We start from the raw sequence: 25670 nt of genomic DNA on the forward strand, positions 1-25670 counted from the left end.
GATTATACCATACCGGCTCACACCTTTGAATTTGAAATCTTAAAACGGACGGGGATTCAGCCACTGACCGCCATCCATCGTCACACACTCCCCATTGACATATCCCGCCTGTTCAGAAAGCAAAAATGCGGCGAGTCCCGCAATTTCTTCAGGGGTGCCCAGCCTTTTGAGCGGAACGCTTTTAATTGTCGCGCGCGCGGCTTCTTCTGATTCAAACAATTTTTCGGCTCCGCCCGTCCTCTCGATCGGACCGGGCGCGATGGCATTGCACCTAATCCCGTATGCACTTCCCCACTCAACGGCAAGCGTCCTTGTCAGCGACAGCACACCTGCTTTTGCCGCCGCGGAATGAACGACACCAGCACCAGCGCCCCATGCATATGTCGCGACCATATTTAAAATCTGGCCGCGTTTCTTTTCCTTGATCCAGTAGCGGCCGGCCGCCTGGCTGCAATAAAATGTCCCGTTCAGCACGATATCGATGACCGCCTTCCAGCCGTTAACCGACAGTTTTTCAGCAGGGCAGATAAAATTGCCTGCGGCATTGTTAACCAAAGCGTCGATCGTGCCAAAGCGTCCTGCCGTCTCTGTGATCATCTGTTCCACATCTTCAACAGACCGGACATCCATCCGGCATATGGCCACCTGTCCCGCAAATGTTTCAATTTCTTCTTTGGCCGCTTCAAGTGTTTCTTGTGTTCTGCCCGTAATCATTACATTCCAGCCTTCTTCAGCCTGCTTTTTGGCGATCGCTTTTCCCATTCCGTTCGACCCGCCGGTCACGATTACAACTTTTCTGTCCATATCCATCCCCCTCGTTATGAATGAGTATTCATTCAATTCATAGTTTATCATATAAGTTAAAAAAAATTAACAAAACATGCGGACTGTCCTAAAATGTCTTTTCTGGATGATATAATGTAGAGATTCTATTAAAGGTTGGTTGATTATGAAAAATCCGTCCAGAAGACAATTTTTAAAAGGCATCTTAGGCCTTGCCGCAGCAGGGCTCTTTACCGCTGCCGGCGGCTTGGGCTATGCGCGCTATCTCGAACCGCACATGGTTGAAACGAACTTGATTCCCATTCGGCATCGGCTCATTCCTAAAGGGTTTGATCAATTTCGGATGGTTCAGTTCAGCGACACCCACTTAAGCGAATACTTTACAGCAGACGAGCTTTCAAATGTTGTCAGCCAAGTGAACGCCCTCTCCCCGGACCTTATCGTATTCAGCGGGGATTTAATAGATAAACCGCATCGCTACCGGGAACACGAGCGTGCTGTAAATGCCTTAAAAAAGCTTTCAGCCCCCTATGGAAAGCTAGCAATATTCGGAAACCATGATCACGGAGGCTATGGAACAAAAGTCTATCAGACGCTCATGACATCGGCCGGTTTTCGGGTGCTGCGAAACGACTTGATGAAGCTTGAATTGATAGACGGAAGCGTGATTGAGATCGCTTCACTCGATGATTTGATGCTCGGCAGCCCGGACTATGAAGGCATCCTGTCAAAGCTGAGCGAAAAAGCCTTCTCGATTTTGCTCGTCCATGAGCCTGATGCTGCTTTAACGGCAAAACAATTCCCCGTCAATTTGCAAATATCCGGACACACCCACGGCGGACAAATTCAGATTCCCGTATTCGGTCCTTTAATCACGCCTCCGTACGGAGAAATTTATACGGAAGGGATGTATGAAACAGCCGGAATGAAAATTTATGTCAATCGAGGAATCGGCACGACCAGGCTGCCGCTCCGCTTTCTGTCAAAGCCTGAAATCACCGTGTTCCAGCTTGAATCCATTTAATCTTGACCGGCCCTTTGGCTCAAAACGCAAGGCATCTGCATACATTAAGTAAAAACCTTCCCGCTCCTTTCATCCAATCTTTATCAAAAAAACGAAACTTCCCCAGCCTCTTTCCGTCTATATATTAGCAGCGGAAAAGGCTCTCTTTTCGTTTTTGAAAAGGAGATGTGCTGATTATTGCTGATGTACCAAGTAAAACCTGGAGAAACCCTGGAAAGCATCGCCGCCGATTTTAGAACGACCCGGCAGGCTTTGCTGCAGGCGAATCCGGGCTTAAACGGCGGCCAAGTGTCCGCAGGCCAATCGATTATCATTCCCGGCATTAGAAACCCGGACACAATCCCTTACCGGATTGTCGTGTCTCTTCGCGGGAGAACGCTCAGATTGTATGAGCAAGCCAGACTTGTAAAAACATATCCGATTGCCGTCGGAAAAATCCTCACACAGACGCCGAGAGGCGAATTTGTCATCGTCAACCGGCAGCCAAATCCGGGCGGCCCGTTCGGTGCCTACTGGCTGAGCCTGTCAAAACAGCACTACGGCATCCATGGAACGAATAACCCTGCGTCAATTGGCAAAGCTGTTTCAAGGGGATGTATCCGCATGCACAATCGGGATGTTCTGGAACTTGCTTCTATCGTACCTAACGGAACCCGAGTGTCCATTACACCTTAGGCTAGTACATTTCCAGACAAATGCAATTTGAACAATCCAACATCTTGTATTAAGATATAATGGGACCTTTAGGGTAAGGAGCGTATATATGGATCTTTTTAAAAATCGTAATTTCGTCCGACTTTTTTTCGCAGCTTTCGCTTCTCAAATGGGAACGACAGTCGGAAATATGGCTTTCGCTTTTTTCTTGCTCGACCGGTTCAGCAGCCAGCCGGCCTATACGACAATCGCCGAGCTGATGTATTCCTTGCCGACGGTTTTCGTATTCTTTATCGTCGGGGTGGTCGCTGACCGTTTTGACCGCAAGAAAGTCGCGGAAAACTGTGATTGGATCAGAGCGGGACTGACTGTCGTTCTTTTCTTTGTATTGTATCTTCAGATGATACCGCTTGTGTTTTTAGTCCTATTTATCAGAAGCGCGGTTACAAAATTTTTCTACCCGGCCGAAGCAAGTTTGGTCCAGGCCATTTTAAGAAAGGATCAGTATGCAAAAGCAGCCGGACTGAACCAGATGCTTTTCAGCCTGTTTCTATTGTTCGGCGTAGGAATTGGAGCTTTTATGTACAAGACGATCGGCCTGCATGGAGCAATCGCTCTTGATTTTGTGAGCTTTATCGTATCCGGCTTTTTAATCCGTTCCTGCGATATTCCGCTTGAAGCGCGGCAGCCGAACGGAAAAAAAGGATGGAAAAATATGACTATTAAAGATTCGATGCACGATTTTAAGGAAGGCATCGTTTATATATTAAAAAACAAATTGCTTGCCTCTCTTGTATTCGGATATTTTGTCTTCGGGCTTGTAAGCGGCGGACTTTCGGTTCTGCCGATGTTTAAAATGAAGTATGAGCTGTCCCCTGACAGTTATGAGTGGCATACTTCCCTCTTTACCATCGTACTCGGTATCGGACTTTTGACAGGGATTGCCGTCGCCGCTCTGCTTGAAAAAAAAGTGAAGCCGGCATACATGATGTCAGTCCCGATTTTTATCGCAGGTGCCTTTATCATCCTGCTTGGCTTTACAGATCAATTGCCCGTATATTACTCGGCTGCGTTTCTTGCCGGAATATGCATCGGGCCGATCAACACAGCTCTTGGCGGCTGGATTCCTAAAATCGTTCATCCAAGGCTGATGGGAAGGGTCAGCGGGTGGACCGATCCGCTGACAATGCTGGCGCAATCCTCAGCGCTTGGCATGATCGCTGTCCTATTCCCGGGAATTATCGCCGATGTGGATTATATATATTACGGTTTGGCAGGAATTATTCTGCTGGCGGCGCTGTACTACTTTATCGCCTTGCCTAAATTAAGCGCCGAGAGTGCGGAAATCGACGTTCAAGCAGCGCTGAAGAGACAAAAAAGTACAAAAGCAAAAATGAACTCTGTTTTATAAAGATGAAAACGCGCGATTCCTTAAAAAATCGCGCGTTTTTTCTATGAGATATTTGCATTTTCTGTTCTATTTCGTATAATTTAGACATAAGCCTTGCATCTTTAGGAGGTGATCTAGAAACGAATGGATAGGAGAGAAAAAATGGACGACCATAATCATACGAAAGAATTAAAACCGACAGTTGAAAACCTTTCAAAAGCGATTTATACAGTTAATCGCCATGCGAAAACCGCGACTAATCCCAAATACCTGTATCTTCTGAAAAAGAAAGCTTTGCAAAAGCTGCTCAATGAAGGAAAAGGTAAAAAGGTAGGCCTTCACTTTTCGAAAAATCCAAGATTCAGCCAGCAGCAGTCTGATGTGCTGATTTCTCTCGGAGACTACTTTTTTCACATGCCTCCAACAAAAGAAGACTTCGCAAACCTTCCACACTTAGGTACATTAAATCATTCGTATCGGAACCCTAAAGCTCATATGTCCTTGAATATAGCGAAACAGCTTCTTCAAAACTACACGGGAATAAAGGAAAAACCGCTCGTCACAAACCGGAAGCGCCCAGCCACAAAGCCCGTCTTCAAGAAGCTTGGCGAAAGCTATTTCTAATATAAAAAAGCCTCGAAAAGAGGCTTTTTTTAGTTTTTGAAAATATATTTATCAAGCTTTTCGATCAGTTCGTTGAGCTCAGGCTTGCTGATTTGTTCATCAGCTCCGACTTGTTCCCCTTTATGGCGAAGATCGTCTGTGATCAAAGAAGAGAAAATCAAGATCGGCAGCTCTGTACTCAGCGGGTTATCTTTTAACAGCTTTGTGAGCCGGTGTCCATCCATCTGCGGCATTTCAATATCCGTGATCATCAGATCGACTTTTTCGTGAAGAGCTGTGCCGTCTTCCATCAATTGAAGCGCATGTTCGTAAGCGTCTTTTCCGTTTTCAAAAGACACGATATTGTTGTATCCCGCTTCATTCAGCTTTTCCACTAAAAGCCGCAAGAGGAGCGGAGAGTCCTCAACAATCATCAGCTTTTTATCAGTCCGTCTCTGATCAAATTTTTCATTTTTCATTTGATAAGGGTCCATACCTGACTCAGACTCAAGATCAAAAATGATTTTTTCGTAATCAGGCAAGAAAATCATTGTGCCGTCGAGCTTAATGATGCCGGTAAGGTGACGGTCCATCCCTTGATTTAAAGCAGTCGGCTTCTCAATTTCTTCCCATGACACTCGATGAATCTGCGAAACCGCTCCTGTGTGAAAGACGATTTTCCGCTTGTTAAATTCCGTCACAATGTATTTTTCTTGATGCTCGTCTTCACCGTGCTCGACGCCGAAGAAAGAGAATAAATCAATGACGGGAAGAATTTCCCCGCGCAATGTGATCATGCCCTCCATATGCTTGTGCGAATGAGGCACCTTCGTAATTTCAACCGGCTGAATGATTTCTCTGACTTTCATGACATTTATGCCGAAAATGTTGAGACCAACTTCGAACTTCACGATTTCTAATTCATTGGTTCCCGAACTTAATAAAATTTCCTGTTGGTTTGAAGACACTGATATCCCTCTCTATCCTACTTTGTGTTTACTTTTTATATCGGCGTCTTTTATTAAAAGTTGATGCTCTAGATTAAGCTTTTGCCTTAACATTTTGATGAATGATCAGGCCGATCGCTGCCAATAACACTAAAGATCCGAAAGCCATTCTGCTGGCCATGTTCCCGAGATCTCTGAACAGCAAAGTAATCGATCCGTAGAGGACCGGACCGAAAATGGAAGAGATTTTCCCCGACAAAGCAAACAATCCGAAAAATTCGCCTCTTTTATGTTCGGGTGTCAGCTCGATAATCAGTGTCCTTGATGCGACCCATGTGCCTCCAAGCGAGATGCCGAACAAGCTTCCCGCAATCCAGAACAAGACTGTTGACGTTGTGCATGCTCCGATCGTCAAAGCGGTGATCATAATGGCGGCGACAAGGCTGACCGCGTGCTTGGCGCCGATTTTTTTCGTCACAAAGCCGAGCAGAAATGAACCGATGATGCTTGATACCGTCGAAACGAGGTAAAGCAAAACGAATTGTCCGGTCGTAAAACCGATGACCGTTTTTGAATAAACCGCCATCATGGCTATTGCTGTCGCAAGCGCATCATTCAGGAAAAAGTAGGCGATCATGAATAAGAAGACCGGTTTGTACAGACGAATGTCCTTAAACGTCTGCACGATTTCCCTGTATCCGCTGAAAAACGATTTCTTTTCTTTCGGTTCCGGTTTTCTTTTCTCTTTCGTGAAGAGCAGATATGGAAGAGAAAAAAGCAGAAACAAAAGAGCCGACGGGATGAATGCGCGGTGAAAATCCTGATTGCCGACAAGAAGGTATACCGTTAAGCCGGCTAAAGTGCCGATATACCCGATCGCAATCCCGAATCCTGATAAGAGCGGGATTTCTTCTTTTGTCCCCAAGTCAGCCAAAATCGTATCATAGAACACCAAGCTTGAATGATAGAAAAACTTTGCGGTCACAAACATGATGACGACAAGGATCAAGGATAACGGAAGACCATATATGTCCTTTTGAAACGAAGCGCCGGCAAAAACCCCCATCAAGATGGTGCACAAAACACAAATCATCGTAAACAGACCGATGTATTTTTTCTTTCTGCCCGTTCGGTCGATCAGCACTCCGAATAAAGGCGTGAAAATGACGAGCAGAAAGCTTGCGGCTGCGTTCGAATAGGAAATAAAAGTGCTTGCCACCTGATTCATGCTGGCATTTTCGCCGACTGCCTCCTGCAAATAAAAAGGAAAAAAGATCGTCACAATATTTGATGAAAAAATCGTGTTTGCAAAATCGTATAACGCCCAAGAAAGAATCGGCAGCGTCAAAAAGAGCTTGATTCCCGTTCTTTGCGCCCGCTTTACAGCTTGTTCACGTTCCGGCTGAGTATCCATCTGGATTGATGCCTCCTTATTTTTATTCCTGCCGTGAAACATTTTCCTGAACAAGACAGCACGCATTCAAGCTGAAAGCGTGCTGTCTTTTGCCCGTTATTTTTTTACGACAATGGTTCCTGCCAACATATCATGAAGCGCCTGGCGCCTTTCTGTGAAAAAGGCCATAATGTAGCCGATCATCAAAATCGGAGATAGAAAGCTTTTGGCTAGAAACCTTCCGGCCGCACGGCCAAAAGAGATTCTTCCGCCTTCTGCTTTCGCCACCTGAACGTTCATGATTTTCTTGCCGAGCGTCCCTTGCCATTTGGATGATTCCATCAGCGTGTAATAAAGAAAATACACAATAAAAGTAATACTCCCAACGATCGCTATGGTTTTGAACATGCTGACGAAAAACGTAAAGATTTCCTGATCGCTCAAATACTCGGGATCAGTCTCCATCATGAGCATGATATCCGAATTTCCCAACATCAACGTCGCTGTTAAAACGTACGTGAAAATATATGCGGGAATCCCGAGAATCAATCCGTCGAGCAGGGAAGCTACAAAACGCGCGCCGATTCCGGCATACTCGCTCCTTTCAGGAGCAGTTTCGTGTTTGTCTAATTCCAATTCCAATGTGCTTTTCCTCCTAACATCTTGACTTCTATATACTACTAAGACTCGCTGAACATTATCAATACGTATTACGTTTTTTTAAAGTTAAATTAAAGTACGGATCACAAGTTTTTCATTGACTTTGACATTTATCGTGTTACAATGGTCAAGGATTTTTCAGGAAAGGTGTTTATGATGGGAACAATTGTAACGATTAAAAATCATGAAATGACCATTTTAGAAGGGGTCAGCCGGGCCGTTTACACAGAAATGCTCAAGGATGCTTCAGACAGTGAAGAACAAATATATATTTCGTGGAAAGAAGATGTTGACTCCGATTACGGCTACTAAACGGAACATAACGTAAGGCAATCGTTTGATTGTCTTATTTTTCTATCTGCCGCCATCCGCATGTCCGCATACCTTGCATTGTTTTGCATATACTTGTTACGAGTTTTTATAAAATTGATTGATTAAAAGATGACAATTGGTCTGATGATGGTAAAATAAGATAAACCATAACATTTTTAAGGTGATGCTAAATGGAACATTTGCTTAATCCAAATGTAAAAGAAATCGAAATCTCAGGGATCCGCAAGTTCTCAAACCTTGTATCCCAGTACGAAAACGTAATCTCTTTAACAATCGGCCAGCCTGATTTCTTCACCCCCCACCATGTCAAACAGGCCGCCAAAAAAGCGATAGATGAGAATCAAACGTCCTACACTCACAACGCCGGATATCCTGAGCTGAGGCAGGCTGTACAGCTTTATATGAAGAAGAAAGCCGATTTAAATTATGAAGCGGAAAGCGAGATCATTGTGACGACGGGAGCCAGCCAGGCCATCGATTCGGCATTCCGCACGATTTTATCACCCGGCGATGAAGTCATTCTTCCGGGGCCGGTATACCCCGGATATGAGCCGATCATCAAAATGTGCGGAGCGTCTCCATTGATTATTGACACCACATCCCACGGCTTTAAGCTGACAGCGAAATTGATCGAGGAAGCGCTGACGCCGAAGACAAAATGTGTTGTTCTTCCTTATCCGTCAAATCCGACGGGAATGACGCTGTCTGAAGAAGAGCTGAAAGACATCGCCTCCCTTTTAAAAGGCCGGAACGTTTTTGTGCTCTCAGATGAAATATACAGCGAACTCACTTTTGACAGACCGCACCACTCCATCGCATCTGTGTTAAGGGACCAGACGATCGTCATCGGCGGGCTTTCCAAATCCCACAGCATGACAGGCTGGAGAATCGGATTTTTATTTGCACCGAAGGAAATCGCCAAGCATATTTTAAAAGTCCATCAATACAACGTATCATGCGCTTCATCGATCTCCCAAAAAGCGGCTCTGGAAGCCGTCACTAACGGGTTTGATGACGCACTGATTATGCGCGAGCAATATAAAAAACGGCTTGACTACGTGTACGACAGACTTGTGACAATGGGCCTCGATGTGATTAAACCGTCGGGAGCATTCTACATTTTCCCGTCCATCAAATCGTTTGGAATGTCTTCCTTTGATTTCTGCATGTCGCTTCTTGAGGAAGAGGGGCTTGCGATCGTGCCGGGCAGCTCGTTTTCTGAATACGGGGAAGGCTATGTGAGGATCTCTTACGCATATTCTCCTGATACGCTAAGGGAAGGTCTTGACCGGCTGGAGTCCTTTGTTTTCAATAAGAGGCAGTCGATACAGACTACGTAAACAACGGCTTTTACGCCGTTGTTTTTTATTTTGGAAATGAAATCTTAAATGTCGTGCCTTTTTCTGCTTTGCTGTCGACTTCGATTGTTCCGTTGTGATTTTCGATGATATTGAATGTAACCATCAAACCGAGGCCTGTTCCTTTTTCCTTCGTCGTCAAGAAAGGCTCTCCGATCCGCTTCAGGACATGTTCAGGTATCCCTTCTCCTTCGTCCTCCACCTCGACGATGACCGAATCGTCGGTTTCTCTGACGCTCAAATGAACTGTCCCGCCGTTTGGCATGGATTCGACGGCGTTTTTGATCAGGTTGATAAACACTTGCTTTAATTGATTTTGATCCCCTTTTATATAGATTTTGTCGTCTGTGAGGATCGGATTGATCAAAATCCCGTTTAAGTTGGCCTGCGTTTCTAAAAGCGCCGTCACTTCGCGGATCAGCCTGATCAGATCAAGTTTTTCTTTCAATGCGTTTTGCTGCGGCTTTGCCAGCATAAGAAGCTCGCTCAAGATCAGTTCGATTCTGCTTAATTCGGAAAAGATAATATTAAAATAATGTTCATTTTCTTCCATCGTGGGCTTCATCAGCTGTAAAAATCCTTTGATCGCGGTGAGCGGATTGCGGATTTCGTGGGCGATCCCGGCTGCAAGCTGTCCGGCGATCGACAGTTTTTCCGAACGCACCATCAGCTCTTCGGTCTGCTTGCGTTCAGAAATATCCCTTAAAATCACCTGAACGGCCGTTTCCCCGAAAAATGTCGTAGGGATGCAAACCATTTCTGTATAGATGAGCCTTTTTTCAAATGTATACCACGTCTGCTTTATAATTTCAGATTCGGATTGGCGGTCTGTGATCCGTTTCAGCCTCGCTTTGACACCTTCATGATCGCATGGGTGCAGATGCTCGTAAATATCTTTGCCGATTAAATCCTCATACGTCTTTGCTTCAAACAGACGAATGCCCGATTCATTCATAAAGACCCATCTTCCTTTATGAATAACGGCTATCGTATCGATTGAGTTTTGAATCAAGAGCTGATAGCGCTCCCTGCTTTTTTGTAGAATGGTCTGAAATTTCTTCCTCGATGAAATGTCAATGAGCAAGAGAAGCTCCGCTTTCTTGTTTTGATAAATGGTCGGCGCCGCCTTGACTTCAAGGTGAATCTGCGTGCCGTCGAGCTTATGCCACGTTTGCTCGATCATTCCGACATCAAGTCCCTGCTGCATCCGCTTGATACGGTTTTTAACGATGTCATGGTACTCTTTCTCGATAAAATCGTAGGAATACTTTCCGATAATTTGCCGTTTATGCTCGGCGCCGAGCAGGTTGACCATGGCGTCATTGACGTAGACTATTTCCCCTTGAACGCTGATGCACAGAGGGTTTGGCAAGCCTTCCACCATCGCTTCGAATTCCTCTTTTGCCGGCAGCCTGGCGGCTTCTTCCGGAGTGTCTTCCTCTTTTATGGAGCTTTTTTTCTTAGAGGGACGGTCTTCAAACACTTTCATTTTGAGTACAATTTCGCGTTCTTTTTCTCCAACATGGGTCGTCACGAAATCGATTGATGCTTCGATCCAGACCATCGTGTAGTCTTTTTTCACAAATCTGAAGGTGCAGGGCAGCAAATGATGCTCATTGTAAAAATAGCTTTCTACCAGAAAAAGATCGTCTTCATGTAAATAGTCCTTCAAATACGTACCGATCAGTTCATTCTGCTCGTAGCTTAAAAGCTCTTTGCAATTTGCTGATATGTATATAAAACGGCCGTTAGCTGACAGGACTGCCTGTAAATTCATATGAGGCTTATATTGCTCAAAACGTTTTGTTTTTTGTTCCATCATATCCCTCCTTTATACCCTATTCATGACCAGCATTCTTTAAAACTATTTTGCTTAAAAGGATTCGCTAAAATACGAGAAATCTCCTTCTAAACTTCTAGCATTCGTCAAATTTTGATAACAAAAAAAGAACCCGGAAAAAAATCCGTGTTCTTTTTTGTCTAATCCTTGCTGTATTTTTTTTGCAGATCGACATAGGCTTTGACGATTTTGGCGGCGATGTTTTTGTTCATCTTCGTTTTGTCGTCAACAGACGGGACGACAACGCTGAAGGCGACCTGCGGATTTTCTGACGGGTAATAGCCGGCAAAGGTGATATTATAAGTATCTTTTCCCCACCAGTTTCGGTTTGTGCCGTAGTAGTGCGTCTCTGCCGTTCCGGTTTTGCCTGATACGTCAAGCGAACCGAATGCGCCGGCTGCAGTTCCCGTCTGGGTTACTCTTTTAAATCCTTGCTTAACGATAGCGATGTCGCTTTGGGAATTGTTGATACGATTCAGAACATTGGCAGAGCGCTCTTCAATGACTGGACCGAGTTTTTCGCTTTCAGGCTGGTGAATGCTTTTCACGACTCTCGGCTGCACCCTGTATCCACCGTTGGCAATCGTTGAAACATATTGGGCGAGCTGCAAAGGCGTATACGTGTCAAACTGGCCGATCGCTTCATCGAGCAGGAGTCCCCCGACAACCTTAGGATTTGTCTGCATTCCGGCAGACTCCTGGGGCAGGTCAATCCCCGTTTTTACCCCAAGCCCAAACTGATTGTAGTAATACCTCATTTTCTTTAAGTCCTCAAGACCAGCCGGAAGTGGGCCGCCCGGTTTATACGTGATTCCTGCCATCCTCATAGCCACATGAAACATATAAACGTTTGAACTTTTTTCCAGCGCTTTAACTTCATTTGCCCAACCGATAGAATTTGTGTAAGATCCTTTTTTTAGCCCCCCTATGAAGGTCAGCTTTCCATTATCATAATAACTCTGCCCATGCGGCATGCCGTCCTGATAGCCGGCCAGCACGGTCGCGCCTTTGACGGCCGATCCCATTTCGTACTGGGTCGTAAACGCGCCGATTGAATAGTCGGTGATTTTGCCGTCGATGATTCGCTTTCCAGCCATGGACAGGATGTCTCCGTTATTCGGGTCCATCATGACGACGAACGCTCTGTCCAGCATGTAGTTTGAGCCGCGGAATTTATTAAGCTCCTCTTCGATAGCTTCTTCGACTTTCTTTTGGAGCTCCATGTCGAATGTCAGCTGCAGATCGTAGCCGCGTCTTCCTTCATCAACCGTTTCCTGGCTGATAACCTTGCCTGAGCGGTTTTCTGTATATTGCACTTTCGCTTTTTTCGGATTTAAATATTCTTCATATTGATACTCGAGATAGCTTTTTCCCACTCTGTCATTCCGGGCATATCCCCTTGTCAGGTAGAAGTCTTCCCGGTCCTTGATAAGCCCTTGCTCAGGCGTTGTGACGCCTCCGAAAATGGAGTAGAGCGTTTTTTCATAAGGATATTTCCTGGTCCAGTCCATGATGACATCAACGCCGGGAAGCTCTTCAAGATGCTCGGAAACGCGTGAGACTTCCTCATACGTTAAATCGTTGGCCGGCATCTGTTTTGAAGCCTTCTCATCAAGGAGCTGTGCATCGTTTTTCCCCGCGGTTTTCGGGCTCATCGCTTTGACGATTTGCGGCTCATACGCATAGCCACCTGAAAACCTTCTGAAAATCGCGGCGACTTTAAGCTCGTCTTTGTCTTTTTCCAGCGCTTTGATCTCTTCCGCCGGAACGCGGTCTACCTGCAGCTTGTATGTTTCGTCAGACTTGAGGGTTTTCTCGCCGTCTTTCAGAAGTGCAGCAGCTTTTTTCGGATGTCTTGCAAGCCAGTAATCTTTCAAATCTCTCTCTTTCAGAAACGATGTATCGATATCGATTAATTCTGCGAGTTTTTTGGCTGTGCTGATTTTTTCCTCCGTTTTTGTGCTAGTCATCACCGTATATGTGATCGCGGGAACGCTTTGGTTGTCGACAACCACCCGCCCGTATCTGTCATACATTTTACCCCGCGGTGCCGGGTATGACGCAATTTTCGCCTCTGTTTTCGAGGCTTCCTGCTCATACGCCTCTCCATTGACGATTTGCACGAGGCCCAGCTTGACAATCAGCGCAGCGAACAAAGTGAACACCGCAAAGAAGTACAGGTTGATCCGCCATATACGCGAACGCCTGCTCTTTTTGATTTCAGCCGGATCATGTTGAGATTCTGTCACTGAAACTCTCTCTCCTCTCACAATATTCAATTTTTACATTAATTAACTGAGATATATTGTAACACTTTTGTAATGGTTGTTACAATCTAAAGTTCTTAAAAAAGCTGTCAATCTCTTTTTATATTAAAATTTAACTAACACATTTAAATTTTACCACGTTTGTAACAAGACGTGTAAAAGAGCGATCTGGTTGCATATTGGCAGCAAAGGGTTTTTCTTTTTTTATGTCAAAATTAACAAAAATACCTTTTCGAAGGGAATATATGGATCTATTATTTCAAAAAAGCCGTGTTATGATTCTAGTGTACGAAACAACAACTACAACATTTAGGAGGATTACTGTTTATGAAAAAAGCTTTTCTTTTATCAGCAGCAGCTGCTGCAACGCTCTTCACATTCAGCGGCGTTCAACACGCAGACGCTAAGGAGCAGCAGCAAGTACAAGTCAAAACCGTTCATTCCATAAATGTAACTGATCTCGCCGGCAAACTGAATATCCAAAACATGGACCAGCTTTCAAAAGCTGACCAGGAAAAAATTCAGTCCCTGCTTCATTCTTATATGAAACAAGCAACTCAACAGCCTAAAGCTTCTGCACCGAAGTCTTCTGCACCTAAAGCTTCAAAGCCTGAAAGCAAGCAGACTCAAAAACAGGAAGCTTCAAAGCCTGCGGCTTCAAAAGAGCAGACTTCACAGCAAAAGCAAGATACAGCGCCTGCATCTTCTTCTGTAAGCGCGTATGAAAAAGAAGTTGTTGAACTGACGAATGCAGAAAGAAAGAAACAAGGGCTAAAACCTCTTACATTGGATGAAAAACTGAGCAAGGTTGCCCGTACAAAATCTCAAGATATGAAAGATAACAATTATTTTGATCACAACAGCCCGACCTACGGTTCTCCATTTGACATGATGAAAAAATTCGGCATCACATACCGCACTGCCGGAGAAAACATCGCGAAAGGCCAAAAAACGCCTCAGGAAGTTGTCAAAGCTTGGATGAACAGTGAAGGCCACAGAAAAAACATTATGAACCCTAACTTCACGCATATCGGTGTTGGATATGTGAAAGACGGCAACTACTGGACTCAGCAGTTCATCGGAAAATAAGAACCAACAAAAAACCACTTGCATGCAGCAAGTGGTTTTTTTCGTTATTTGTATTCTGTCCAAAGCTTGTACAGACTTTGGGTGCCACTGTTTTCTTCACCTTTTTCAACAAGGGTGTCGTAAAGGCTTTTCGCAAGCTCGAGCCCCGGCATTTTCTCGCCCATCAACTCCGCTTCTTCAAGGGCGATGCCCATGTCTTTAACAAAATGTTTGACGTAAAAGCCCGGTTCAAAGTCGCCTTTCAGCATTCTAGGCGCGAGATTTGAGAGCGACCAGCTTCCCGCAGCTCCGGTCGTAATGCTTTTCAACACGTTGTCAGGATCGAGTCCGGATTTTTTGGCGTAGGCCATCGCTTCAGCGACACCGATCATACCTGCAGCAATCGCAATCTGATTGCACATTTTCGTATGCTGGCCGCTTCCGGCCGGCCCCTGATATTGGATGTTTTCACCCATGATCGAAAAGATCGGGTAACATTCATCATAAGCTTTCCGTTCTCCTCCAACCATGATGGCGAGCGTGCCGTTCTTCGCGCCGACGTCCCCGCCTGAAACCGGGGCATCCAAAGCGTAAAGTCCTCTCTCTTTTGCACCAGCCTCGATTTGTTTGGCGAGCGAAGGCTTGGAAGTCGTCATATCGATGAGGTAAGAACCTTTTTTGGCATTTTCAATAATGCCTTCGCTTCCAAAGTAAACCTCTTCAACGTCTTTTGGATAGCCGACCATTGTGATGATCACATCAGACGACTGCGCCAGTGCTTTGACGGATGATTTCCATTCCGCCCCTTTTTCCACGAGGCTGTCCGCTTTCTGTTTCGTTCTCGTATAGGCGCTGACAGGATAGCCTGCAGCCAAAATATGCGAAGCCATGCTGTTTCCCATTACACCGAGTCCGATAAATCCGACCGTTTTTTTCATGGTGTCATCCCCCTTAAATTGCTTTTACCATTCCGCCGTCTATCAGCAGCGTTTGTCCAGTCATATATGTATTGCACTCTGATAAAAGGAAGCTTGCATACTGTGCAAAGTCGTCAGGTTTTCCGTAGGATCCGAGCGGAATCTCTTTCTCATAGCTTTCTTTCACCTGCTGCTCGGAAAGGCCTGTTTGTTCGGCTTTCAGCCGGTCAAGCTCTGCCACGCGGTCTGTCGCGATTCTCCCCGGGGCGAGCGTGTTGATCAAAATGCGGTGTTCGGCCAACTCTTCAGCAATCGATTTTGTCAGACCGACGATTCCCATTCGAAACGTATTGGAAAGCAGCAATCCCGGAATCGGTTGTTTGACTGATGATGAAGCGATATTAACGATGCGTCCTCCATCCTTTTTTAGATATGGAAAAGCTTCGCGGATTAAACGGACATAGCTGAGCAGATGCAATTCAAATGATGAGGTCCAGTCATCGTCTGTCAGATCCAGCAGGCTGCCGCCCTTCGGTCCTCCGACATTGTTGACAAGCATATCGATCGTTCCAAATGTGTCAGCGGTCTTTTGAGCGAGCGCTTTGATCCCGTCGGCGTCTGCAAGATCGCATACTTGATAAGAGACGGTGCCGCCGCCGAGTCCGTTCAGCTCTTCCGCAGCTTTTTTCAAGTCCGCTTCGTGTCTCCCGGACAGCATGACATTTGCCCCTTCTTTCGCAATGGCTTTGGCGATCGCATTGCCGAGTCCTTTGCTGCTTGCAGCCACAAGCGCTGTTTTGCCATTCATCTTTAAGTCCACAATCATCACTCCCTTCCTTCTTATAGTGTAACACGTATATTCTGAAAATTGGGATTGTGAGCGTTGAAAAAAGAGAAGTCCCTCTTTCAACAAGAGGGACCTCTTTATTACACATTAAACTTATTGATCGCATTTAATAATTCTTGGTTGGCCTCGCTCAGCGCTTCAGCCGATTTTGCAATGCTTTCCAGCGCTGTCAACTGCTCGTTTGTCGAAGCGCTGACTTCTTCCGCAGCCGCGGCGGACTGCTGGGAAATGGCTGAAATGCTCTGAATCGAGTCGGTCATTTTTTGCTGCTCTCCGCTCATATCCGAGATTTCAGAATAAATGTGGTCAATTGAGTTGACGAGCGCCTGCATTTCTGCAGTAATTTTGCTGAGCGCCTCTCCTGTCTCGTGAATCATTCCATTTTGCTCTTCATTCATCTTGCTTGCTTCCGTCATCGCTGAAACGGCTTCTTTCGTTTCCAGCTGAATTTGCTTGACCGTTTCGCTGATGTGCTGTGAAGAAACCGCCGATTGTTCAGCCAGCTTTCTCACCTCTTCTGCAACTACCGCAAAACCTCGTCCGCTTTCGCCGGCACGGGCCGCTTCAATGCTGGCGTTCAGTGCAAGCAGGTTTGTTTGATCAGAGATCGCCGAGATGGCTGTAACAACGTCTTCGATGTTTTTCGTTTTTTCTTCAAGCTGCAAAAGCATATGCTCCACTTTCTTCGTTTCCGAGTTTGCTTCATTTGACTTTGCAAGCAGCTGCCCGAGGGCATCGATTCCTGTGTAGCTTGCTTCTTCTGATGTTCTCGAAAGCTGTTTGATGCTGTCGGCATGATGTTCAATTTCCTTAATTTTGACTGACAGCCGTTCGGATTGTTCATTTACATTTTCGACCTCTGCCGCTTGTTCTGTCGCGCCTGTTGCCACTTCTTCGATCGCTTTAGCGATCTCATCGCTCGCAGAAACCGTTTCTTCAGAAACAGCGCTTAATTGATCGGTTGTATCCGACACTTTTCCAGACGATGATCTGACTTGCACAATCATTTCTTTCATGTGTTCGACCATCTTGTTAAAGTCTTTTGTCAATATACCGATTTCGTCTTTTGAGGCAGAGGCTGTTTGGACCGTCAAATCACCGCCAGCAACTGCCTTTGTTTTGGCAATCAGCTGCTTAATCGGGCCTGTGATCGTTTTGGCAAGGAAATAGCTTAAAATGATCGCCGCTGCCAAAGCAATGATTGAAACGATCATGACTATTTTGTTCATTTCCTGTGCGACCCACATCAGCTTCGCCGTGTCGAATTGCGTACCGACTTTCCAGCCCGTACCGCCGACGGTCTGATAAGCGATCACCGTATCTTTGCCTACTTTGATTCCGTCTTTAGATGACGGGATGTCCCGATATGTTTTGTCTTTCGATATATCGTCACCTTGTTTTGACGGGTGGGCGAGCATTGTCCCGTTTTGGTCCAAAATAAATGCGTAGCCGTCATAAGGCATCTTTTGATTTTCGATAATTTTGTTCAATGAATTCAATGACAAGTCCATACTGACAACGCCTTCAACTTGATTATTGACGACGATGGCTTTTGCCGCAGTAACTGTCATATCTCCGGAAACCGCATCTTTGTAAGGTTCCGTCCAAACGACTTTGTCGGGTGTTTTTGCAGCTGACGTATACCATGGCCTTTCAGCCGGATTATAATCATGATCAAAGGTCGTTTTCGGAAATGTAAACATTTCCTTTTTCTTTGTGCCGATATAGGCTAAATTGACATACTCATTTTTTTCTTTTAATTGTTTTAATTCATCATTGACGATTTTTATAATTTTTTTATCCCCGTCTTTTAAGAATGAGTGAGCCATTTCTCCATCACTTATACGATTCAAAGAAATCTCGTAGTTTTCTAATTGAAGCTCAATATTTCTTTTAATTGAACCGAGGAGGCTGGACGTCGATTCTTTCGCTTCATCTTCAAGCATCGATTTCAACAAATATGTTGTCGAAAACTGTAGGACGATAACCGTCAAAACCAACAGGACGGCAACAAATCCAGCAATTTTGACATGCAGTTTTTTAAACAAATGAAACCCTCCTTTACATGCACCTTCATATTCTTTTTATCGGCTAAAATTTCGCAAAATTAAGATAGCCTGCTAAAATAACGATATAATGAAGGAAATATGAAAAGGAGTGATGGGCGATCTATAAACAGTTCTACGTCGATAACGGCACTTCTTATCAGCAGGTGGACATCCGCAATTACAGCAAAAAAGATATTCCCGATTTGATTGCTCTTCAAAGAGAATGCTTTCCGCCTCCGTTTCCGGAAGACCTTTTGTGGAATGAAGAGCAGCTCTATTCCCATATTGAACGATTTCCCGATGGAGCGCTTTGCGCGGCTTCCGAAGGCCGAATCATCGGTTCGATGACGGCGCTCATGACAGATTTTGATCCGCATCATCCACATCACAGATGGGATGAAGTGACAGACAACGGGTATATCGGCACACATCAAAACGATGGAAATTCCCTTTATGTCGTCGATATTTCCGTGTCCCCGGACTATCGAAAACTCGGCATCGGAAAGCGACTGATGCAATCCATGTATGAACTGACGGTTTTTAAAGGGCTCAAGCGGCTCATTGGCGGCGGGCGGATTCCCCATTATCACAAGTCGGCTGCAGAAATGACGCCCGAACAATATGTTCAGGCTGTATTGGACGGGGAAAAGCGCGATCCCGTGCTCTCATTCCTGCTTCATTGCGGACGCTCGCCAGTTTGCGTGATTCCCGGCTACATTGAAGATGAGGAATCGCTTGATTATGCGGTCTTAATGGAGTGGAAAAATCCTTTTTTAAGATAATGTTTTCAAAACAAAAAACAGAGCTTTTCTAATTAAAGCTCTGTTATGTGAAATATTCGATTTTTGCTTCGGGAAAATAGTTGTCGATATACGATTCAAGGGCGCTGCGAAGCTCTGCTTCTTCATCCTTCTGGTAGATATATTTGCCAATCCCGTATCTGCCCCATTTATAGCGCCGTTTTTCTTCATCCAGTTCGAGCTTTGTCTTTGGATAGTTTTTTTCAATGACTCTTTTTGCAGGCTTCGTGAATCTATGCTGGATCATTTCAAAGGTAATGTCGCGCCTCGCATGCTGCGGCAGCGCACGATCGAGCTTTTCGAGCAGCACTCTGTAGCCTTCCTGCCAGCCGTCATGAATATAAATCGGAGCAATGATAAAACCGAGCGGATAGCCCGCCTCCGCTACTTTCACAGCGGCTTCAATCCGTTTATCCAACGGAGATGTGCCGGGTTCAAAGCTTTTGATGACATAGTCGGCATTCACGCTAAAGCGGAATCGCGTTTTTCCGTTGTGCTTGGCATCAAGCAAATGGTCGACATGATGGAATTTTGTCACGAAACGCAGTTTTCCGTGGTCGGATTGACCAAAATGCTCAATTGCTCGTTTTAATGTGTGTGTCAAATGGTCAATTCCAACGATATCAGATGTACAAGAAGCTTCAAAGCGCGTATCTTCGGGAGCGCGTTCTTTCATATATTGATCCGCCTGATCAAGTATTTCCTCCACATTGACGTACGTTCTGATGTACGGCTTGCTGCCCATTGTCGTCTGCAGATAGCAATAATGACAGTGACCCATACACCCTGTTGCAAACGGAATCGCGTATTCTGCGGACGGTTTTGACGAATCGAACTTCAATGTTTTTCTGACGCCGATCACCAAAGTGGATTTCGCATTTCTGTATTTTTGCAGGTGGCCTTCCCCCGGGATATTCCTCACCTGGTTGTGTGAAGTCGTTTCCCTGATCTCAAGCCCCATGCTTGAAAACTTATCCCTCAGCTCTTTTCCAAGCGGATATTCGAGCGCTCTCGGTTCAATATAGACGAGCTGGGGAACAAACGGTTTTACCATTGGAATTAGACACATCCTTTGCTTATTTTCGTTACTTTTTGCATTTAGAGGATGTGATATACCGGTAATGTCTTCATGTCACATCAAATAATTCACGGTAAAGCTGTTCCGCCTCTTCATATGAAGAAAAAACGGCATCATCTTCGGCAAAGGCGTGATATGTATCATACATAAACAATGCCAGTTCACCTTCGTGAAGCGGATGATCAACGACTTCAGCTTCCTTTATATGCGCCACATTGGCGGCATGCGGGTTCCGGTAAATGACATAGACCTCATCTCCCGGTTTGAATGGCTGCCTCGGCATATCAGAATCCCCCTTTCTAACAAATGGTCACATGTATTATCTCCTCCGCGGCCGGGATCATTCAGATAACCAAAAAAACCCGGACGGGCATTGGTTATGCCGGTCCGGATTTTCAATTGCTTATGCCATATTGAAGGTTTCTTTTACGAATTGTACAACCTCTTCTGTTGTGCTCATGGACAGAATTTGCTCTTTGAACGATTCTGTTTCTTTTTTAGAAAGCTTGCTGATTTGCGTTCTTGCCGGAAGGATTGACGTCGCACTCATTGAGAACTCGTCCAGTCCAAGACCGAGCAGGATCGGGATCGCAATTTCATCTCCCGCCATTTCGCCGCACATGCCGACCCATTTTCCTTCTTTATGAGCCGCTTCAATGACAAGCGTGATCAGGCGGAGAATCGCAGGATTGTATGGCTGGTAAAGGTAAGATACCCGCTCATTCATCCGGTCAGCAGCCATCGTATATTGAATCAGGTCATTCGTTCCGATGCTGAAGAAATCGACTTCTTTAGCGAATTGATCAGCGATCACCGCTGTTGAAGGGATTTCAACCATCATACCGACTTCAATGTCGTCGGAAACTTGTTGGCCTTCAGCTTGCAGCTTTTCTTTTTCTTCTAAAAGAATCGCTTTCGCTTCTTTAAATTCGTTTACAGTCGCGATCATAGGGAACATAATTTTTAAGTTTCCATATGTACTTGCCCGAAGCAGCGCACGAAGCTGCGTTCTGAAAATCTCTTGCTCATCAAGGCAAAGACGGATCGCTCTGTATCCTAAGAAAGGATTCATTTCTTTTGGCAGTTCTAAATATGGAAGCTCTTTGTCTCCGCCGATATCAAGAGTACGAACGACAACGGATTTGCCTTCCATACGCTCAAGAACGGTTTTATAGGCATCAAATTGCTCCTCTTCTGTCGGAAGCTGATCTCTGCCCATGTAAAGGAATTCAGTCCGGTAAAGGCCGACTGCTTCTCCTCCATTTTCCAGAACGCCTTTTACATCATCAGGTGTGCCGATATTTGCGGCAAGTTCCACGTGATGGCCGTCACTCGTTACAGTCGGTTCGTTGACAAGCTTCGCCCATTCGGCTTTTTGCGCCAGGAAGGCTTGATGCTTTTCTTCGTATTCGCTGATTATATCCTGGGAAGGATCAACGATGACATCGCCATTGATGCCGTCAACGATAACCGTTACGCCGTTTTGAATGCCTTTCGTTGCCGCTTTTGTGCCGACAACAGCCGGAATTTCAAGCGAGCGCGCCATGATGGCAGAGTGAGACGTCCGTCCGCCGATATCTGTTGTAAACCCTTTAACAAAGTTGCGGTTTAATTGCGCAGTATCAGACGGTGTCAAGTCTTCGGCTACGATGATGACCTCTTCAGAGATCAGGCTCGGGTTCGGAATTTCCACGCCGAGAAGATGCCCTGTGACACGCTTGGTGACATCGCGGATGTCTGCAGCGCGTTCTTTCATATATTCGTTATCCATCGACTCGAACATTGTGACGAACATGTCAGCCGTTTCTTTTAAAGCGAATTCCGCGTTGACAGAGTCCGATTTGATTTTGTCTTTAATCGGGTTCAACAGTTCCGGATCGCTTAATACTAGCAAATGTGCAGAAAAGATTTCCGCTTTATCTTCGCCAAGCTCTTTCAAAGCATGGTTTTTAATAGTTTCAAGCTCTTTCTTAGAACGCTCGATGGCGTCTTCAAAACGATTTACTTCCGCATCAGAATCAGAGATGTTTTTCTTTTCAACCGTTAGATCAGGCTCCTCAAGCCGATATGCTTTTGCGATCGCAATACCGGCTGAAGCGCCTATTCCTTTTAATTCAAGCATTATTCGCCTAAACCTTCGCTTTTCATTGTTTCTTCAAGTGCGGAAAGAGCATCATTTTCATCAGCGCCGGAAGCAGAAATCGTAATTTCAGCACCTTTGGCAATACCTAGTGACATAACACCCATAATTGATTTAAGGTTAACGGTTTTTCCGTTATATTCCAAATTGATATCTGCATCATATTTGCTTGCTGTTTGTACAAGAACAGTCGCTGGACGAGCGTGGATTCCAGAATCTGCAGTTACTTTAAACGTTTTTTGTGCCATTTTTTATCAATCTCCTTTTAATTTAAAGCTTTTAGTACATTCACAATATTATATCATACAGCCGTACATGTCATCTGACAAGTACGGCCATTTTGTGAATTTATTTTTCGATGCGGACGATCTCGTCCTGTGTCAGGCTGACATTGCCTTCTGCCTGCAAGCTCACGCTTTCGCCTTCTTGAAGGTTCGTGAACACGACCGGCGTCATCAGGGAAGGTACGTTGTCCTTCACTTTTTCAATGTCAACTTCAAGCAGTTTCTGGCCAGGCTCAACACGATCACCTTCAGAAACAAATGCAGTGAAGCCTTCGCCTTTCAGGCTGACCGTATCGATTCCAAAGTGGATCAGAATTTCTCTGCCGCCGTCAGACTGCAGACCGATCGCATGCTTTGTCGGGAATACGTTCAGCACTTTACCTCTTACAGGTGAGACAACTGTGCCTTCTGCAGGAAGAATCGCGAATCCGTCGCCCATCATTTTTCCGGAGAATACTTGGTCCGGAACATCTGTAATCGGATGAAGTTCACCCGCAAGCGGTGAAACGAATACTTCTTCACCGGATTCGTTTTGAAGAGGCTCGACCATAGCTTCTTCGATTTGCTGCTCCACTTCCTCGGCAGCGTTCGGCGCTTTTTCAGGACGAGGTGTCCGGCCTGACATAATGTCTTGCATTTGCGATTTTAAATTGTCGGATCTTGGTCCGAAAATCGCTTGGATGTTATTGCCGACTTCCAGTACACCTGATGCGCCGAGTTTTTTCAAGCGCTCTTTGTCAACTTTCTTCTGATCGTTGACTGTTACGCGAAGTCTTGTGATACAAGCGTCAAGGTGCTTGATGTTTTCCTGGTCACCCATTGCTTCAAGAATTTGATAAGGAAGATCTCCTGCTGCTTCTTTGCCTTCATCAGCGGATTCTGCAGCTGCATCTTCGCGTCCAGGCGTTTTCAAGTTGAACTTGCGGATGGCAAATCTAAATCCGAAGTAGTAGATGACAGCCAGGACTAAACCGACAGGAATAACAAGCCACCAAGCAGTACGGTTCGGCAGAATTCCGAACAGGAAGTAGTCGATCAAACCGCCGGAGAACGTCATCCCGATCTTAACATTCAAAATATCCATCATCATGAATGACAGGCCGGCAAACACACAGTGAATCGCAAACAGAATCGGAGCGACAAACAGGAATGAGAATTCGATCGGCTCGGTGATCCCTGTTAAGAATGCTGTTAAAGCTGCTGACCCCATAATACCGGCAATAAGCTTTTTGTTCTGCGGTTTTGCTTCATGATAAATGGCAAGCGCTGCCGCAGGAAGGCCGAACATCATGAACGGATACTTACCGGTCATAAATGTACCCGCTGTCAATTCGACTCCGTCTTTGATTTGCGCCATGAAAATTCTTTGGTCACCGCGGACAATTTCTCCCGCCTGGTTCGTATAGCTGAAGAACTCATACCAGAACGGCGAGTAGAAAATGTGGTGAAGACCGAACGGAATCAGAGCCCGCTCAATCATTCCGAAGATGAGAGCTGCGACCGCTTCATTGGCTGCAAGCAGGTTCGTCGAAAAGCTGTTCAGTGCCCCTTGGATCGGCGGCCAGATAAACAGCATGACGAGACCCAGCAGCAATGCGCAAATAGATGTAATGATCGGAACAAAGCGCTTTCCTGCAAAGAATCCTAAATATTGCGGAAGCTCGATTGTGTAGAAACGGTTGTACATGGCAGCGGCCAGGACACCGACAATAATACCCCCGAATACCCCTGTTGCCAATGTCGGTATCCCGAGCATTGTCGTATATTCCGGATGGTTTTGAGTAAAGAACTGTGCTCTTTCAACTGCGTCGCTTGGAATCGAACCGTTTTGAAGAAGCACTGCACTCATTGTGACATTCATAACAAGATATCCGATAATAGCGGCGATTCCGGCAACACCGTCGCCGTTAGCCAAACCGATGGCAACCCCGACTGCGAAAAGGAGCGCCAAGTTGGTGAACACGACGTCACCTGAACTTTCCATCACTTTCGCAACAAGCTGAACGGTGCTGTTCGTTAAGAATGGTGCGACTTTTGTCATCTGCGGATTTTGCATGGCATTACCAAGCGCGAGCAGAATCCCTGCAGCCGGCAGGATGGCAACAGGAAGCATCAGCGCCCGTCCAATTTTTTGCAGAACGCCAAATAGCGATTTAAACATTTTTTAACCCCCTCTAAGGATAGTTTGACCTTACAGCAAAAATTCATGACAACTTCGTTCAAAAGACTGCTTTTTCATCCAAATAAACCGTTTACATTTCGCCTTTAGAACGACAAAAAAGGCATGGTGAAAGCGGGTACACTAAGAAACAAAAGACAGCGTCTTCATTTCTTCCCTTTTTTCACTCATGCCTGATCGAATCAGTAACACGTTATAAAGGCGTTATGAAATTTTATTAGTTAAACGGTACAAATGCAATGTCAAATAAACGGCTTCTGCCTCATGAACTGGTTTCTTGAGCGCTTGCTGCAAGATCTTGATCATCTTCCAAGCAGTATTGTAACACAGCGGATATTCCGTTTTCAACAACAACATTAATTTTTCCGGTTCCTGAATCGGCTCGTCCCGTTTTATCCTGTCAATCGTAAAGCGCAAGTGCCTGATCAACCGCAAATAGTTCACGCTTTCCCTGTTGACTTGCATCTGGAACGAATCTTCGATGACTTGGACAAGCCTGGAGATCAGTTGTGAATGCTGATTGACTTCAGAAAGCGGGCGGTTCGTCATCGCACTGTGGATATGAAGTGCGATAAACCCGATTTCTCCTTCAGGCAGCTGAATGTCGGATTGTTCATTAATCATATCGACGGCTTCTTTGGCGACTTCGTATTCCTTCGGATAAAGCGATTCCGTCTCAAGCAAAAACGGATTCTTCATATCAAATCCCTTTTCTAAGCGCTTAACCGCAAATGCGATATGGTCCGTCAGGGCGACATGAATGTGTTCGTTCAGCGGCTGGCCGATTTTTTGCGCGATATGGTAGATGACATCATTGGCGATATCAACCATTTTTTCATCGACATAAGTGAGGAGCTTCTTATACTGCGATTGTTCCTTATCATTTTCCAGGATAAACATTTTTTCATAGTTCTCATGTTCGATAAGATCTCCGCGCTTTTTACCAAAACCGATTCCTTTGCCAATCAAGACAACTTCTCTGTAATCATCATGGAGAGCGATTAAAACGTTGTTGTTGAGTACCTTTTCAACGGTAAAGGATCTGTTCACGATCCTC

At 45.3% G+C, this 25670-nt stretch carries 22 protein-coding genes and 2 pseudogenes; 8 read left to right on the forward strand and 16 right to left on the reverse strand.

Annotated elements, in window-relative coordinates:
- Window positions 1-39 precede the first annotated feature (39 nt).
- Window positions 40-804 carry a 2,4-dienoyl-CoA reductase gene (gene fadH, locus H2R00_RS07480; protein ID WP_154995948.1) on the reverse strand — a complete coding sequence of 255 codons (765 nt, stop codon included), beginning with the start codon at window positions 802-804 and terminating at the stop codon, window positions 40-42.
- 145 nt (window positions 805-949) lie between these two features.
- Here fadH and H2R00_RS07485 point away from each other — a divergent pair, with 145 nt between their 5' ends.
- From H2R00_RS07485 to H2R00_RS07500, 4 genes are all read left to right on the forward strand, one after another.
- A complete protein-coding gene (locus H2R00_RS07485) occupies window positions 950-1807 on the forward strand; it encodes a metallophosphoesterase (RefSeq protein ID WP_182070755.1) in 858 nt (285 codons plus the stop codon).
- A 177-nt stretch (window positions 1808-1984) separates the two neighbouring features.
- Entirely contained in the window at window positions 1985-2482 is a 498-nt protein-coding gene (locus H2R00_RS07490) for a L,D-transpeptidase family protein (RefSeq protein ID WP_154995952.1), read from the forward strand.
- Between the two features lie 88 nt (window positions 2483-2570).
- Window positions 2571-3872, forward strand: a complete 1302-nt coding sequence (locus H2R00_RS07495; protein WP_154995954.1) for an MFS transporter — start codon at window positions 2571-2573, stop codon at window positions 3870-3872.
- A 141-nt stretch (window positions 3873-4013) separates the two neighbouring features.
- Window positions 4014-4475 (forward strand): YkyB family protein, encoded by a 462-nt coding sequence (locus tag H2R00_RS07500; protein ID WP_076794238.1) that lies wholly within the window; start codon window positions 4014-4016, stop codon window positions 4473-4475.
- Window positions 4476-4504: 29 nt separating this feature from the next.
- Here H2R00_RS07500 and H2R00_RS07505 read toward each other — a convergent pair whose 3' ends face one another.
- From H2R00_RS07505 to H2R00_RS07515, 3 genes are all read right to left on the reverse strand, one after another.
- On the reverse strand, window positions 4505-5422 hold the full coding sequence (locus H2R00_RS07505) for a chemotaxis protein (protein WP_154995956.1): 918 nt from the start codon (window positions 5420-5422) through the stop codon (window positions 4505-4507).
- A 73-nt stretch (window positions 5423-5495) separates the two neighbouring features.
- Window positions 5496-6815 (reverse strand): MFS transporter, encoded by a 1320-nt coding sequence (locus H2R00_RS07510; RefSeq protein WP_154995958.1) that lies wholly within the window; start codon window positions 6813-6815, stop codon window positions 5496-5498.
- Window positions 6816-6911: 96 nt separating this feature from the next.
- Complete coding sequence (locus H2R00_RS07515; RefSeq protein WP_154995960.1) at window positions 6912-7436, reverse strand: RDD family protein; 525 nt, start codon at window positions 7434-7436, stop codon at window positions 6912-6914.
- A gap of 171 nt (window positions 7437-7607) precedes the next feature.
- On the opposite strand from H2R00_RS07515, the gene H2R00_RS07520 reads away from it, so the two are divergent.
- Together H2R00_RS07520 and H2R00_RS07525 are read left to right on the forward strand one after the other, a co-directional pair.
- Complete coding sequence (locus H2R00_RS07520; RefSeq protein ID WP_176275789.1) at window positions 7608-7766, forward strand: protein YkzT; 159 nt, start codon at window positions 7608-7610, stop codon at window positions 7764-7766.
- A 191-nt stretch (window positions 7767-7957) separates the two neighbouring features.
- Window positions 7958-9138: pseudogene (locus H2R00_RS07525) on the forward strand (aminotransferase A); the annotation flags it as partial.
- Between the two features lie 14 nt (window positions 9139-9152).
- Here H2R00_RS07525 and H2R00_RS07530 read toward each other — a convergent pair.
- Window positions 9153-10964, reverse strand: coding sequence for a PAS domain-containing protein (locus tag H2R00_RS07530; RefSeq protein WP_182071037.1), 1812 nt, complete (start codon window positions 10962-10964; stop codon window positions 9153-9155).
- A 161-nt stretch (window positions 10965-11125) separates the two neighbouring features.
- Window positions 11126-13234 carry a peptidoglycan D,D-transpeptidase FtsI family protein gene (locus H2R00_RS07535; RefSeq protein WP_182070756.1) on the reverse strand — a complete coding sequence of 703 codons (2109 nt, stop codon included), beginning with the start codon at window positions 13232-13234 and terminating at the stop codon, window positions 11126-11128.
- A gap of 345 nt (window positions 13235-13579) precedes the next feature.
- On the opposite strand from H2R00_RS07535, the gene H2R00_RS07540 reads away from it, so the two are divergent.
- Entirely contained in the window at window positions 13580-14341 is a 762-nt protein-coding gene (locus H2R00_RS07540; protein ID WP_154995969.1) for a CAP domain-containing protein, read from the forward strand.
- A 44-nt stretch (window positions 14342-14385) separates the two neighbouring features.
- Here the strand turns inward: H2R00_RS07540 and H2R00_RS07545 are convergent, their stop codons facing one another.
- The 4 genes and pseudogenes from H2R00_RS07545 to H2R00_RS21505 all read right to left on the reverse strand — a co-directional run.
- Complete coding sequence (locus H2R00_RS07545; RefSeq protein ID WP_154995971.1) at window positions 14386-15258, reverse strand: NAD(P)-dependent oxidoreductase; 873 nt, start codon at window positions 15256-15258, stop codon at window positions 14386-14388.
- A gap of 13 nt (window positions 15259-15271) precedes the next feature.
- On the reverse strand, window positions 15272-16057 hold the full coding sequence (locus tag H2R00_RS07550) for an SDR family oxidoreductase (protein WP_182071038.1): 786 nt from the start codon (window positions 16055-16057) through the stop codon (window positions 15272-15274).
- Window positions 16058-16164: 107 nt separating this feature from the next.
- The gene (locus H2R00_RS21500; RefSeq protein ID WP_411809448.1) at window positions 16165-17112 is read right to left on the reverse strand and encodes a methyl-accepting chemotaxis protein; all 948 of its coding nucleotides are present in this window, start codon (window positions 17110-17112) and stop codon (window positions 16165-16167) included.
- 42 nt (window positions 17113-17154) lie between these two features.
- Window positions 17155-18030: pseudogene (locus H2R00_RS21505) on the reverse strand (cache domain-containing protein); the annotation flags it as partial.
- 221 nt (window positions 18031-18251) lie between these two features.
- On the opposite strand from H2R00_RS21505, the gene H2R00_RS07560 reads away from it, so the two are divergent.
- On the forward strand, window positions 18252-18914 hold the full coding sequence (locus tag H2R00_RS07560; RefSeq protein ID WP_182071039.1) for a GNAT family N-acetyltransferase: 663 nt from the start codon (window positions 18252-18254) through the stop codon (window positions 18912-18914).
- A 43-nt stretch (window positions 18915-18957) separates the two neighbouring features.
- Here H2R00_RS07560 and splB read toward each other — a convergent pair whose 3' ends face one another.
- From splB to glcT, 6 genes are all read right to left on the reverse strand, one after another.
- Window positions 18958-19986, reverse strand: coding sequence for a spore photoproduct lyase (gene splB, locus H2R00_RS07565; protein WP_154995979.1), 1029 nt, complete (start codon window positions 19984-19986; stop codon window positions 18958-18960).
- Window positions 19987-20059: 73 nt separating this feature from the next.
- Window positions 20060-20293: a transcriptional regulator SplA domain-containing protein gene (locus H2R00_RS07570; protein ID WP_154995981.1), complete on the reverse strand. Its 234-nt coding sequence runs from the start codon at window positions 20291-20293 to the stop codon at window positions 20060-20062.
- A gap of 120 nt (window positions 20294-20413) precedes the next feature.
- Window positions 20414-22132, reverse strand: coding sequence for a phosphoenolpyruvate--protein phosphotransferase (gene ptsP / locus H2R00_RS07575; protein ID WP_076793876.1), 1719 nt, complete (start codon window positions 22130-22132; stop codon window positions 20414-20416).
- Complete coding sequence (locus H2R00_RS07580) at window positions 22132-22398, reverse strand: phosphocarrier protein HPr (protein WP_003181247.1); 267 nt, start codon at window positions 22396-22398, stop codon at window positions 22132-22134. Before H2R00_RS07580 ends, ptsP begins: the two co-directional genes overlap by 1 nt.
- 100 nt (window positions 22399-22498) lie before the next feature.
- Window positions 22499-24595, reverse strand: a complete 2097-nt coding sequence (gene ptsG / locus H2R00_RS07585; RefSeq protein ID WP_182070757.1) for a glucose-specific PTS transporter subunit IIBC — start codon at window positions 24593-24595, stop codon at window positions 22499-22501.
- Between the two features lie 222 nt (window positions 24596-24817).
- Window positions 24818-25663, reverse strand: a complete 846-nt coding sequence (glcT, locus tag H2R00_RS07590) for a glucose PTS transporter transcription antiterminator GlcT (protein WP_154995987.1) — start codon at window positions 25661-25663, stop codon at window positions 24818-24820.
- Between the last annotated feature and the right edge of the window lie 7 nt (window positions 25664-25670).

Source organism: Bacillus haynesii (assembly GCF_014042035.1).
Classification (GTDB): domain Bacteria; phylum Bacillota; class Bacilli; order Bacillales; family Bacillaceae; genus Bacillus; species Bacillus haynesii.

Excerpts from the sequence above, each read along its gene's own strand:
- H2R00_RS07485 (WP_182070755.1), top strand. The coding sequence starts at position 950 with ATGAAAAATCCGTCCAGAAGACAATTTTTAAAAGGCATCTTAGGCCTT.
- fadH (WP_154995948.1), bottom strand. The coding sequence starts at position 804 with ATGGACAGAAAAGTTGTAATCGTGACCGGCGGGTCGAACGGAATGGGA.
- H2R00_RS07580 (WP_003181247.1), bottom strand. The coding sequence starts at position 22,398 with ATGGCACAAAAAACGTTTAAAGTAACTGCAGATTCTGGAATCCACGCT.
- H2R00_RS07570 (WP_154995981.1), bottom strand. The coding sequence starts at position 20,293 with ATGCCGAGGCAGCCATTCAAACCGGGAGATGAGGTCTATGTCATTTAC.
- splB (WP_154995979.1), bottom strand. The coding sequence starts at position 19,986 with ATGGTAAAACCGTTTGTTCCCCAGCTCGTCTATATTGAACCGAGAGCG.
- H2R00_RS07545 (WP_154995971.1), bottom strand. The coding sequence starts at position 15,258 with ATGAAAAAAACGGTCGGATTTATCGGACTCGGTGTAATGGGAAACAGC.
- H2R00_RS07500 (WP_076794238.1), top strand. The coding sequence starts at position 4,014 with ATGGACGACCATAATCATACGAAAGAATTAAAACCGACAGTTGAAAAC.
- H2R00_RS07530 (WP_182071037.1), bottom strand. The coding sequence starts at position 10,964 with ATGGAACAAAAAACAAAACGTTTTGAGCAATATAAGCCTCATATGAAT.
- H2R00_RS07495 (WP_154995954.1), top strand. The coding sequence starts at position 2,571 with ATGGATCTTTTTAAAAATCGTAATTTCGTCCGACTTTTTTTCGCAGCT.
- H2R00_RS21500 (WP_411809448.1), bottom strand. The coding sequence starts at position 17,112 with ATGGTCGAACACATGAAAGAAATGATTGTGCAAGTCAGATCATCGTCT.
- ptsG (WP_182070757.1), bottom strand. The coding sequence starts at position 24,595 with ATGTTTAAATCGCTATTTGGCGTTCTGCAAAAAATTGGACGGGCGCTG.
- H2R00_RS07520 (WP_176275789.1), top strand. The coding sequence starts at position 7,608 with ATGATGGGAACAATTGTAACGATTAAAAATCATGAAATGACCATTTTA.
- ptsP (WP_076793876.1), bottom strand. The coding sequence starts at position 22,132 with ATGCTTGAATTAAAAGGAATAGGCGCTTCAGCCGGTATTGCGATCGCA.
- H2R00_RS07510 (WP_154995958.1), bottom strand. The coding sequence starts at position 6,815 with ATGGATACTCAGCCGGAACGTGAACAAGCTGTAAAGCGGGCGCAAAGA.
- H2R00_RS07540 (WP_154995969.1), top strand. The coding sequence starts at position 13,580 with ATGAAAAAAGCTTTTCTTTTATCAGCAGCAGCTGCTGCAACGCTCTTC.